This window comes from Actinacidiphila epipremni, assembly GCF_012034175.1.
Lineage (GTDB): Bacteria > Actinomycetota > Actinomycetes > Streptomycetales > Streptomycetaceae > Actinacidiphila > Actinacidiphila epipremni.
The window spans coordinates 1-11,910 of record NZ_JAATEJ010000052.1 but is presented as its reverse complement, the minus strand read 5'-3'; the positions used below and the strand labels follow the sequence as shown (position 1 = coordinate 11,910).

The 11,910-nt window shown below is 72.7% G+C and carries 9 protein-coding genes; all 9 read right to left on the bottom strand.

The genetic code is table 11. The annotated features are described in order from the left end of the window. Positions 1–1,116: arabinofuranosidase catalytic domain-containing protein (locus tag HCN08_RS34260; RefSeq protein WP_167987257.1), on the bottom strand; the 1,116-nt coding region annotated here is incomplete at its 3' end. 200 nt (positions 1,117–1,316) lie between these two features. Further along, entirely contained in the window at positions 1,317–2,333 is a 1,017-nt protein-coding gene (locus HCN08_RS34255) for an ABC transporter permease (protein WP_167987255.1), read from the bottom strand. Then, positions 2,330–3,949: a sugar ABC transporter ATP-binding protein gene (locus HCN08_RS34250; protein ID WP_167987253.1), complete on the bottom strand. Its 1,620-nt coding sequence runs from the start codon at positions 3,947–3,949 to the stop codon at positions 2,330–2,332. Before HCN08_RS34250 ends, HCN08_RS34255 begins: the two co-directional genes overlap by 4 nt. Beyond that, positions 3,949–5,127 (bottom strand): substrate-binding domain-containing protein, encoded by a 1,179-nt coding sequence (locus HCN08_RS34245; RefSeq protein WP_206319589.1) that lies wholly within the window; start codon positions 5,125–5,127, stop codon positions 3,949–3,951. Before HCN08_RS34245 ends, HCN08_RS34250 begins: the two co-directional genes overlap by 1 nt. 383 nt (positions 5,128–5,510) lie before the next feature. Beyond that, positions 5,511–6,581 (bottom strand): aldose epimerase family protein, encoded by a 1,071-nt coding sequence (locus tag HCN08_RS34240; protein ID WP_167987251.1) that lies wholly within the window; start codon positions 6,579–6,581, stop codon positions 5,511–5,513. 103 nt (positions 6,582–6,684) lie between these two features. After that, entirely contained in the window at positions 6,685–8,229 is a 1,545-nt protein-coding gene (araA, locus tag HCN08_RS34235; RefSeq protein ID WP_167987249.1) for an L-arabinose isomerase, read from the bottom strand. A gap of 11 nt (positions 8,230–8,240) precedes the next feature. After that, on the bottom strand, positions 8,241–8,951 hold the full coding sequence (locus HCN08_RS34230) for an L-ribulose-5-phosphate 4-epimerase (protein WP_167987247.1): 711 nt from the start codon (positions 8,949–8,951) through the stop codon (positions 8,241–8,243). Between the two features lie 64 nt (positions 8,952–9,015). Beyond that, positions 9,016–10,674, bottom strand: coding sequence for a ribulokinase (gene araB, locus HCN08_RS34225; protein WP_167987245.1), 1,659 nt, complete (start codon positions 10,672–10,674; stop codon positions 9,016–9,018). A 70-nt stretch (positions 10,675–10,744) separates the two neighbouring features. Continuing rightward, complete coding sequence (locus HCN08_RS34220; protein ID WP_167987243.1) at positions 10,745–11,806, bottom strand: LacI family DNA-binding transcriptional regulator; 1,062 nt, start codon at positions 11,804–11,806, stop codon at positions 10,745–10,747. Between the last annotated feature and the right edge of the window lie 104 nt (positions 11,807–11,910).

Below are 11,910 nucleotides of genomic sequence, written 5' to 3'. Positions count from 1 at the left end.
TGTCGAGCCCCCCGTCGAGCCGCCCGTGGTCGAGCCCCCGGACGATCCACCACCGTAGTTGACGGAGTTGATGTTGGCCTGGACGGCGTTCTCGGTGGCGTCGCTCGGGTAGCCGGAGGTCATGACGCCCTCGTAGAAGGTGCCCTGGGCGCCCTTGCTGTTGTCGCCGCCGATGCCGAGGATGATCGCGCCCTGCTTCTTCATCGGGTTGTAGCCCGAGACGTTGGGCCGTACCCCGTCGTAGAAGGTGGACAGGCCGCCGGACTGGGCGTTGCCGCCGCGGATGGCCCAGTGGTTGGGGCCGCCCTTGATGATGGCGGTGGTGTAGCGGTAGTTGATGGTGGGGTCACCGGAGTTCAGGTGCTGGTTGACGCCGGAGAACAGCCCGTTCTCCAGGTCGGCCATGATCCAGGGGCCGTTGCCGGAGCCGTACCCCCACACCTTGATGTTGCCGAAGTAGATGGCCTCCATGGTGCCGTTGCCGTCGTCGTTGTTGTTCGTCTCGGCGTTGCCGTAGTCGAAGCAGCAGCCCCCGTTGTAGTGAGTGCCGTCGAGCACGGCGTACATGCCCTCGGGGTTGTCACCCGTGGCGATGCCGTTGGTGTTGTCGTTGCGGTAGCCCGTCCCGGGAGCGACGAAAACGCCGTACGCCTTGTGGCCGGCCACGGTGGTCGGTGCGGCCGTGGCGTCGGCGAGGTTGTCGGGTCCGCCGGCCGCACCGCCGCCGGGCGCCTGGGTGAGGTCGTTGCCGCGGCCGGTCTGGTCGTAGATGCGGGTGATGACGCAGGTGGTCCCGGCGCAGAAGGAGTCCTGGGCGGAGGCGTCGGGGTAGCCGCCGGCGGTGGTCGGGCTGAAGCTCTTGTAGGTGTTGTCGGACGCGCGCCGGACCTGGTAGAGCGGCCCCGTGTAGGAGCTGTACAGCGCCCGGGTGGTGCTGTGCGCGGCGACGCACGGGGTGCCGCCGGACTGGTAGATGTCACAGGGCAGCGACCCGGCGGCCTGCGAGGCCGGCGAGTTGCCGACCAGGACGCTGGCGACGAGCGCGGCGATCGCGGCGACGGCCAGCGCCCAGCGCCGGAACCATCTGCCGAGAGGCGGTTGTGCGAGTGCGGACACGAGGTCCTCCTCCTGTGTGTGGGGGGCCGAGCGCGAGCGCGCTCGGGCACGGTGATGCGGCCGTGGGCAAGCGGATGCCACGGACGTGTGGGGGGCACGGTGGTACGGCGCGGCGGTCCGTCCCGGCCGGTGGGAACGCCCCTCGTGAGGACGTGCGCACGGCAGGGCGGGAGGCGCCGGTCGCCCTGGTGGGGAGGCGCTCAGTTGCGGCGTGCCACGCTCCTGGCGCGCAGCCGGTCGGCGGTGATCGCCAGGCCCAGCACGCAACCAAGCACGATGTTGGTGTAGTTGGAGTTGATCTGCAGGGTGGTCAGGCCGTTGTTGATGAGTTCGAGCAGCACCGTGCCCGCGACGATCCCGACGATCCGGCCCTGCCCGCCGACCAGGCTCACCCCGCCGATGACGGCGGCGGCGATCGCGGACAGCTCCCAGCCGACACCCACCCCGCTCGCCGAGCCCACGCCCATCCGGCCCAGCACCATGATCCCGGCGAAGGCGGACAGCAGCGAGCTGGTGACGTACATCGACACCACCCGCCGGTCGCCCCGGATACCGGCGAGCCGCGCGGCCTCGGGGTTGCCGCCGACCGCGTACACCTGGCGCCCGGCGTAGGTGCGCTCCAGGAAGAACCAGGCGGCGACCGCGACGACCGCGAACAGGATGAGCGGCAGCGGGATCTGGGCGACGTACATCTGGCCGATGTCGGAGAACAGCCCCCCGATGCCGGTGATGGACGTGCCGGAGGTGATCGCGAGCGTGACGCCCTGCGCGACGGTGTACGTCACGAGGGTGACGACGAACGGCGCCATCTTCAGCCGGGTGACGGCCAGTCCGTGGACCAGCCCGACCGCGCCGGCGATCAGCAGCGTCACCAGGATCGCCAGCACCGGCGGCAGCCCGGCCCGTACGTTGAACCAGGACATCAGGATGACGCTGGTGCCCAGCAGCGCGCCCACCGACAGGTCGATGCCGCCGGTGAGGATGACCAGCGACTCGCCGATCGCGATCAGGCCGTACTGCGCCAGGTCAAAGCCCATGCCCTGGAGGTTGACGGCGCCGGCGAAGGTGGACTTGTCCAGCGCGAGGGCGGTGAAGACCAGCACGCAGGCGGCGATCACGCCGACCTCGGGGGTCTCCAGCAGCCGCCGGGCGAGCGGGGTGCGCGGCTCCGGCGCGGTGCCGGCCCCGGTGGGTGCCGGGGCGGTCGTGGTCTTCATGCGCGTGCCTTCCCTCCGGCGGACGGGGCGGAGCCGGCCGCGGCGGTCATGATCGTTTCCTTGGTGAACTTCTCGCGCGGCAGGTCCGCGACGATCCGGCCGCGGGCCATCACCACGATGCGGTGGCAGATCCACAGCAGCTCCTCCAGCTCGGAGGACGCCACGAGCACCGCGAGGCCGTCCTGCGCGGCGGCGTCGATGAGGCCGTAGATCTCCGCCTTCGCGCCGACGTCGACCCCGCGGGTCGGCTCGTCGAGCAGCAGCAGCCTGGGCCGGGCGGCGAGCCAGCGGCCGAACACCGCCTTCTGCTGGTTGCCGCCGGACAGCGCGCCGATGGGCTGCTCCTGGCTGTGCAGCCGCACCCCGAGGTCCCGCACGATACGGGCGGCGTGCGCCTTGTCGGCCCTGGGCCGCAGCACCCCGCGGCGGCTGATCCGGCGCAGCGTGGCCAGCGTGACGTTCCACCGCACCGAGTGCGCCGGCAGCAGCGCCTGCGCCTTGCGGTCCTCGGGCACCAGGCCGATACCGGCGGCGACCGCGTCGCCCGGGTGCCGGGGGCGGAAGTCGGCGCCGGCGAAGGCGACCCGGCCGCCGGTACGCGGCTGGGCGCCCATCACGGTGTGCAGCAGCCGGCTGCGGCCCGAGCCCATCAGGCCCGCGACGCCGACGATCTCCCCGGCGCGTACGTCCAGGTCCACCGGGCCGAGCCCGTCGGCCGTCAGCTCCCGTACGGCCAGCACCGCCTCGCGGGCGACGGTGGAGGGCGGCGCCAGGTCGGCGCGGGCCAGCTCGCTGCCGACCATCTCGCGGATCATCCGCTCCTCGGTGGCCTCGGCCGGCGTCAGGTCGGCCACGAGCGCGCCGCTGCGCAGCACCACGACCCGGTCGGCGATCGCCCGCACCTCGTCCAGCCGGTGCCCGATGAAGAGCACCGCTCCGCCGCCGGCGGCGTGCCGGCGGGCCAGCGCCAGCACCCGCTCGGCCTCGACCGGGCCGAGCGAGGACGTGGGCTCGTCGAGGATCAGCACGACCGGGCGGTGCCCCCACGCCTTGGCGATCTCGATCATCTGCCGTACGGGCACCGGGAACCGGCCGACCGGCCGGTCCACGTCGACGCCGGTCACCCCGACCTCGGCGAGCAGCGCCCTGGCCTCGGCGCGCATACCGGCCCGGTCCACGACCAGCCGGCCGAGCGCGCCGTCCCCGGCGCGCTGCGGGCGGCGGCCCAGCAGCAGGTTCTCCGCGACGCTGAGCTGCCCGACGAGCGGGAACTCCTGGGCGACCATGGCCACGCCCATGTCCCGGGAGTGGTCGGGGCGGCCGGGCTGCATCGGCCGGCCGGCGATCTCGACCGTGCCGGCGGTCGGGGTGACGGTGCCGGACAGCACCCCCATGAGGGTGGACTTGCCGGCGCCGTTCTCGCCGACGACGGCGACGATCTGGCCGCGCGCGAGGTCCAGCCGCGGGATGTCCAGCACCTTGACCGGGCCGTACGTCTTCACGACGTCGCGCAGCGAGACGGCCGTCTCCGGCTCGGCGGCGGGCGGTGCGGGGTACGCGGCGCCGGGCGGGGTGCCGGGGGACGGAGTGCCGGGGGACGGGGTGTCCGGGGCCATCAGCCGATGCCGAGTTCGGTGAGCTTGGCCTGGTAGTCGGCGAGGTTGGCCTGCGTGACCAGGCCGACGCCGGAGCTCAGCGTCGTACCGTCCGACTCCAGGTAGGGCTTGACGAGCGCGAGCGTCGCGTCCTTGCCGAGCACCTTCAGCGCGGCGAGCAGATAGGCGCCGGTGTAGCCCTGCTGGTAGGGCTGCTGGAGGACGGTGGCCTGGATGACGCCGGACTGCACGAACTTCAGCGTCTGCGGGTCGCTGTCGTCGGAGATGACCTTGACCTTGCCGGTCTTGCCTGCGGCCTGCACCGCCTGGCCGGCCGAGGGGCCGTCGTAGGAGTAGACGCCGTACAGGCCGTTGACGTTGGGGTTGGTCTGGATCGCGGTCTGCGCGTTGGACAGCGCCTTGGAGGCGTCCATGTTGTCGCTGAGCTTCTGCACGACCTTGATGTCCGTGCCCTTGAGGGCGTCCTCGAAGCCCTGGATGCGCTCGACGGCGTTGGACGCGGTGAGCGAGCCGACCAGGACGACGACCTGGCCCTTGCCGCCGAGCGCCTGCTTCATCGCCTCGCCGGCCTTCTGGCCCGCCTGGTAGTTGGGGGTGCCGAGGTAGAGGGCCGCGCCGTCCTCGGGCGGCAGCGGGGAGTCGATCGCCAGCACCGGGATACCGGCCTTGTTGGCCGAGCTGATCGGGGCCTTGATGGCGGTCGGGTCGATCGCGGAGACGCTCAGGCCGGTGATGCCCTGGCCGCGCAGCGTCTGGATGATGGACAGCTGCTGGTCCAGCCGGCCGTTGGCGGGCGCCTGGTAGGTGCCCTTGACGCCGAGGTCGGCCAGCGCCTTGTTGAAGCCGGCCTTGCCGGCGTTCCAGTAGTCGACCGAGACGTTGACGACCATCGCCTCGTCGAGCTTGGACAGGTCCTTGCCGGCCAGCGCCGTCTTCAGGGCCGCGTCGAGCTTGGCGAGGTTGGCGTCGTTGAAGCTGATGTCGCCCTGGATCGTGACGGCGGGCGCCTCCTTGCCCGCGCCGGTCGCCGACCCGCCGCTGCCCGCGCCCGCGTCCGCGCCGGAGGACCCGGCGCCGCTCTTGCTGCACGCCGCCGCCCCGGCGAGCACCGCCAGCACCACGACCGCGGCACCGCACGAGCGTCCCAGTCCGCGCTTGCCGGTCCGCATATCACGCATGTTCGACATCCTGTTCCGAGGGCCTGTCGTCCTCTGTTAGCGCTCACACATTGCTTTGACCAGAGCGGACCCGGCATCGGGCGTCCATCGACCAGGACGGTGCACACCCTGGAGCGGCACGCCGACCGCCCATCATCTGAGACGGCGGCCACTTCCCCAACTCACGACGCCCACATTTCTCGCCGGGGCACCCCAAAGACAGGGCTACCGCTCCCACCAGGCAGTACCTGAAGTCCCGCCGAGCTACGCCAGGAACCTTCCGCACTGTCCACTTCGTTGCCTGGCTGAGATTGTTAGCGTTCACTGACGATGCGTCAAGGTGTTGCGCGAAAGAAAAGTCACCTGCGTCACATCAGGTACCGGCCGGCGGACACCGCCGTATGTCACGGCAGGACGCCGAACCGGTAGACCGTCGTCGACCGGTGGACCTCACCGGGATCGAGCCATGTCGACGGGAAGTCCGGGCGCCGCGGGGCGTCGGGGAAGTGCTGGGTCTCCAGCGCGATGCCACCGTGGCGCCGGACGGGACGGCCACGCCGATCGAGGAAGGAGCCGTCGAAGTGGTTTCCCGTGTAGACCTGGAGACCCGGCTGCGTGGTCAGGCATTCCAGCAGGCGACCGCTGGGACGGTGTGCCAGGACGGCCGCTCGTGCCGGCACGTCGGAGCCGGCGGCGCCCAGCGCCCAGTTGTGGTCAAAACCCCCGCCCGCCAGGCGGATCTGCGCGTCGGGGACTTCCAGTGCCTCGCCGATCCGGCGGGGCGAGGTCAGGTCGAAGGGGGTGCCGCCTACCGGCTCGGGCGGGCCCGGCAGCGGCAGCATCTCGGCGTCGGCGCGCGTGTAGTGGTCCGCGGCCACCTGCAGGTCGTGGTCGAGCACCGTCGCGCCTGTGCCGCCGGCGAGGTTCCAGTACGTGTGGTTCGTGAGGTTCACCACCGTGCGGGCATCCGTCGTGGCGCGGTAGTCGATCCGCAACTCGCCCGCGTCGGAGAGGCTGTACGTCACCGAGACGTGCAACTCCCCCGGGAAGCCCTGATCCCCTGCGGGGCTGACGAGGCGGAGCACGACTCCCGCCGCGCCGCCCTCGGCCACCGGGTGCGCGGACCAGACGCGGACGTCGAACCCGCCTGTTCCCCCGTGCAATGTGTGTGTCCGCTCGTTGGCGTCCAGCGGCAGCAGTCCGTCCGGGGTGGGCAGCCTCGCGCCCGCGATGCGATTGGCGTAGCGGCCGATCGTTGCGCCCAGATACCGTGCGGCGCCGAGCCGGTCGGCCGGGTCCAGCGGGCTCACCACCACCTCGTCCGGCCTGCCGGTCCGGTCGGGACAGCGCAGGGAGTGCAGGCTTGCCCCGAGGTCGAGCACTTCCGCGGTCACGCCCGGGGCGGCAAGACGCCACAAGCGGATCAGGCGGCCGTCCGGCAGGGTGCCGGCCGGTGAGTGGGTGACGGTCGGCATGGCGCTCCCTTGCCTGGGTGGGACCGTGCGGCGCAGGCGGTGCGCCGCACGGTCGTGGTGGGGTGCCGCCCGGTGCGGGGGGCGGCGTGCGTGCCGCGGGCGGTCACAACCCGCGCGCCAGCCGGTAGTACGCCTGGTTCCAGCGGATCTCCTGCGTGAAGCGCCGGATCGACGTGTCGGCGTCGATGAGCAGCAGCTCCGTACCGAGGACGTCGGCGAGGTCGGCCAGCTCCTCCGGCCCGATCGCCGAGGACAGCACCGTGTGGTGCGGCCCGCCCGCGGTGAGCCACGCCTCGGTGGACGTCCGCAGGTCCGGCTGGGGCCGCCACACCGCGCGCGCGACGGGCAGCGCCGGCAGCGGCTGCGCGGGCGGCACGACGTCGATCCGGTTGGCCACCAGCCGGAAGCGGTCGCCCATGTCCGCCAGGCCCACCACCACCGCCGGCCCGGGCGCCGCGTCGAAGACCAGCCGCACCGGGTCCTCCCGGCCGCCGATGCCCAGCGGATGGATCTCGCAGCTGGGCCGCCCGGCCGCGATGCTCGGGCACACCTCCAGCATGTGGGCGCCCAGGATGAGTTCGCTGCCGGGCACCAGGTGGTAGGTGTAGTCCTCCATGAAGGACGTGCCGCCGGGCAGCCCTCGGGACATCGCCTTCACCGTGTGCAGCAGCGTCGCGGTCTTCCAGTCGCCCTCGCCGCCGAAGCCGTATCCGTCGGCCATGAGCCGCTGCACCGCCAGGCCCGGCAGCTGCCGAAGGCCGCCCAGGTCCTCGAAGTTGGTGGTGAAGGCGCCGAAGCCGCCGTCGTCGAGGAAGGCGCGCAGGCCCAGTTCGATCCGGGCGGCGTAGCGCAGCGAGGCGTGCCGGGCGCCGCCCGGGGCGAGCCCGGGGGCCAGCCGGTAGCTGTCGGCGTACGTCTTGACCAGGTCGGTGACATCCGCCTCCGCGGCCGAATCGACCGCCGCCACCAGGTCGTTGACGCCGTAGGTGTTGACCGACACCCCGAAGCGCAGCTGCGCCTCGACCTTGTCGCCCTCGGTGACGGCGACGTCCCGCATGTTGTCGCCGAAGCGCGCCAGCCGCAGCGAGCGCAGCGCCGCGGCGCCGATCGCGGCCCGCATCCAGGCGTGGATCCGCGGGCCCACGGCCGGGTCGCTCACATGCCCCGCGACGGTCTTGCGCGGGACCCCGAGCCGGGACTGCACGTAACCGAACTCGCGGTCGCCGTGGGCGGCCTGGTTGAGGTTCATGAAGTCCATGTCGATGGTGGACCACGGCAGTTCGACGTTGGCCTGGGTGTGCAGGTGCAGCAGGGGGCGGCGCAGCAGGTCCAGGCCGGCGATCCACATCTTGGCGGGCGAGAAGGTGTGCATCCAGGCGATGACGCCGACGCACGCGGGGTCGGCGTTGGCAGCGAGCACGGCGGCGACGATCGCGGCGGAGTCGGTGAGCACCGGCTTCCACACCACGCGGGCCGGCGAGCCGGGCAGCGCCGCCAGCTGCCCGGCGACGTCCCGGGACTGCTCGGCGACCTGGGCGAGCGTGGCGGGGCCGTAGAGGCCCTGGCTGCCGGTGAGGAACCAGACCTCGCGGCCGGCGGGGGCGGTGGAGGCCCGGGGGGCGGGCGAGGACGTGGGCGCGGCGGTCATGCGGGGGCTCCTCACTCGGCGGCGGGCGGCAGGGCGCCGCGCTGGCCGTAGACGTGTCGGTAGCGGTCGTGGAGGCGGTCGATGTCGGAGCGGGTGAGCGGCAGCGGCTCGCCGAGCTGCCGGGAGATGTGCACGGTACGGGCGACGTCCTCGCACATCACCGCGGCCTTCACGGCGGCCCGGGCGTCCGGGCCGACGGTGAAGACGCCGTGGTTCTGCATCAGCACGGCGGGCGAGCGGTGGCCTTCGAGCGTGCCGACGATGCCGCGCCCGATGGAGTCGTCGCCGATGAGGGCGAACGGGCCGACGGGGATCTCGGCGCCGAACTCGTCGGCCATCGCGGTCAGGACGCACGGCACCGGTTCGCCGCGCAGCGCCCAGGCGGAGGCGTAGGTGGAGTGGGTGTGGACGACACCGCCGACCTCGGGCATGTGCCGGTAGACGTAGGCGTGCGCGGCGGTGTCCGAGGAGGGCGCCAACGCGCCCTGCACGACGTCGCCTTGGAGGTCGCACACGATCATCGTCGCGGGGGTGAGGCGGTCGTAGTCGACGCCGCTGGGCTTGATCACGAACAGGTCGGCGCCGGGGACGCGTGCGGAGACGTTTCCGGCGGTCCAGACGACGAGCCCGTAGCGGACCAGCTCCTGGTGCAGGTCGCTGACCTGCTGCCGCAGTGGCGTGATGCCCTCCGGGAGAGGGGGCGGCACTGGGTTACTACTCATGATGGCGTACCTCGGGGGAAGGAGGATGAGCGTTCACACTCACAGTGAGCGCTAACAGTCGCAGTTATCGGCCCGCCGCCCGCAGGGCGCGCAGCCGGTGCATCACGGCGCTGCCGCCGCGCCCGAAGTGGTCGTGCAGGGCGCGGTATTCGGCGTAGAGCAGGTCGTACGCGGCGGCGCGCGCCGGGTCCGGGGTGTAGACGGCGCGCTCGATCCGGCCCATCGCGGCCGAGGCCGCCCGCAGGTCGGGGTAGGCGCCCGCGGCGACGGCGGCGTGGATGGCGGCGCCGAGCGCCGGGCCCTGCTCCGAGGACAGGACGTTGACCGGGCGGCGCAGCACATCGCTGTAGGTCTGCATGAGGAACCGGTTCTTCAGCAGCCCGCCGGCCGCGGTGAAGTCCTCCACCGGCACACCCGCCTGCTCGAAGGTCTCGATGATGGTGCGGGTGCCGAAGGCGGTCGCCTCGATCAGCGCGCGGTAGACGTCCTCGGGCCGGGTGTCCAGCGTCAGGCCGACGACCAGGCCCGACAGGTGGTGGTCGACCAGCACCGAGCGGTTGCCGCTGTGCCAGTCCAGCGCGACCAGGCCGTGCCCGCCGACCGGCTGGGCGGCGGCCTTCTCGGTCAGCAGCTCGTGCGGCGAGATGCCGCGCCGGGCGGCCTCGGCCGCGTGGTCCGCCGGCAGGGCGGTGCGCACGGCCCAGGCCAGGATGTCGCCGACGCCGCTCTGCCCGGCCTCGTAGCCCCACAGCCCGGGCACCACGCCGTCGCGTACCGCCCCGCACATGCCGGGGACCTCGGCGAGGACCGGGGAGTTCATGATGTGGCAGGTGGACGTGCCCATGATGGCCAGCATGTGGCCGGGGTCCAGGGCCCGGGCGGCGGCGCTGGTGACGTGCGCGTCCACGTTGCCGACCGCGACGACGGTGCCCTCGCGCAGCCCGGTCAGCTCCGCCGCCGCCTTGGTGAGTTCGCCCGCCGGGGCACCCAACGGGGAGAGGGGATGCTCCAGTTTGGCGGTGAAGCCGGCGAAGTCCGGGTGCAGCGAGGCCAGGTAGTCCGCGCCGGGGTAGTGCCCGTCCTGGTGCAGGCCCTTGTAGCCGGCGGTGCACAGGTTGCGGTTCTCCGCGCCGGTGAGCTGCCAGACGATCCAGTCGGCGGCCTCGATCCAGCGGTCCGCGGCGTGGTAGATCTCCGGGTCCTCGCGCAGCAGTTGCAGCGCCTTGGCGTATTGCCACTCGCTGGAGACCCGCCCGCCGTAGCGCCCGAGCCACGGTTCGCCGCGCTCCTCGGCCAGCCGCACGATGAGGTCGGCCTCGGGCTGGGCGGCGTGGTGCTTCCACAGCTTGGGGTAGGCGTGCGGGCGGCCGGCGAAGGCGGGCAGTTCGCTCAGCGGGGTGCCGTCGGCGGTGGTGGGCAGCACCGTGCAGGAGGTGAAGTCGACGGCGACACCGATCACTTGCTCCGCGCCGACACCGGCGGCGGCGAGCGCGCCGGGCACGGCCAGGCGCAGCACCTCGCGCCAGTCCTGCGGGACCTGCAGCGCCCAGTCCGGCGGCAGGGCGGGACCGCCGCCGGGCAGCGCCGACTCCAGCACTCCGTGGGTGTACTCGTGTACCGCGCTGCCCAGTTCACGGCCGTCCTCGACGGCGACCACCAGGGCACGCCCGGACAGCGTCCCGAAATCGACTCCGACAGTAACGGCAGGCATGTCTGCTTCCATTGGTTCATCTCCATATACGAGGGAAGTCCCGGCCGACCGCCGGAACTCCCCTTGTACGCGTGCGCGGTGGTCAGGTGAGGGTGCTGCTGCGGCGGACGATCAGCCGGGGCTCGATCACGACGCGCTCGTCGTCCGGCAGCCCGCCGGCCTCCAGGCGGTCCACCAGCAGGCGGATGCTGGCCTGGCCGACGGCGGCGAAGTCCTGCCGCACGGTGGTCAGCGGCGGGGCGAAGAACTCGGCCTCGGGGATGTCGTCGAAGCCGGCGATCGCGACCTGGCCCGGCACCGACAGCCCCGCCTCGCGGAAGGCGCGCAGGACGCCGAGCGCCATCTGGTCGTTGGCGACGAAGACGGCCGTGACGTCGGCGGCGCTGCGGCGCGCGGAGCCGGCCGCGACCCGCCCGGCCAGCTCCTGCCCGGCGCGGTAGCCCGACAGCGGCGTCCAGTCCCCCACCAGCGGCGGCGGCACCTCGGCGCCGGCCTCCTCCAGCGTCTCGCGCCAGCCCTTGACGCGCGCCTCGGCCTCCAGCCAGTCCGGCGGCCCGGCCACATGCCACACCGTGCGGTGGCCCGCGCCCAGCAGGTGCCCGGTGGCCAGCCGGGCGCCCAGCTCCTGGTCGACCGACACACCCGGTATGGGCAGGGTGTGGCCGCCCTCGACGGTCACCACCGGGAAGGGCAGCCGCAGTTCGGCGAGCGCGGCGACGGCCTCGCGGTGCGGCACGATCACGACGATGCCCTCGACGCCCCACTCGCTGAGGTGGTCGATGGCCTCCTCCAGCGCCTTGGCGGTGTAGCGCCGCAGCGTCACGGCCGAGGCCATGTAGCCCTCGTCCCGCGCGGCCTCCTCCAGGCCGAACAGCATGCTCGCCGGCCCGAAGAGGGTGGGGTTGCAGGCGACGACGCCGAGGGTGAGGGTGCGCCGGGTGACCAGCGCGCGGGCCGAGGAGTTGCGGCGGTAGCCGAGCTCGTCGATCGCGCGCTGCACCTCGGCGCGGGTGGTGTCGCGTACATTGGGGTGGTTGCTGAGCACACGCGAGACCGTCTGGTGCGACACACCGGCACGCTGGGCGACGTCCGCCATGGTCGGTGCCCGGCGGGGCCGGCCGTGGGTCTGCGCGGTGGATGACATGACTCTCCGATCACTTTGAGTGTCATTGTTAGCGTTCACAGAGTTTGTCGTCAAGAGCCCACCGTGAAACTCGCCGTTCAACGGGCCCGGCTCAGTCCTTGACT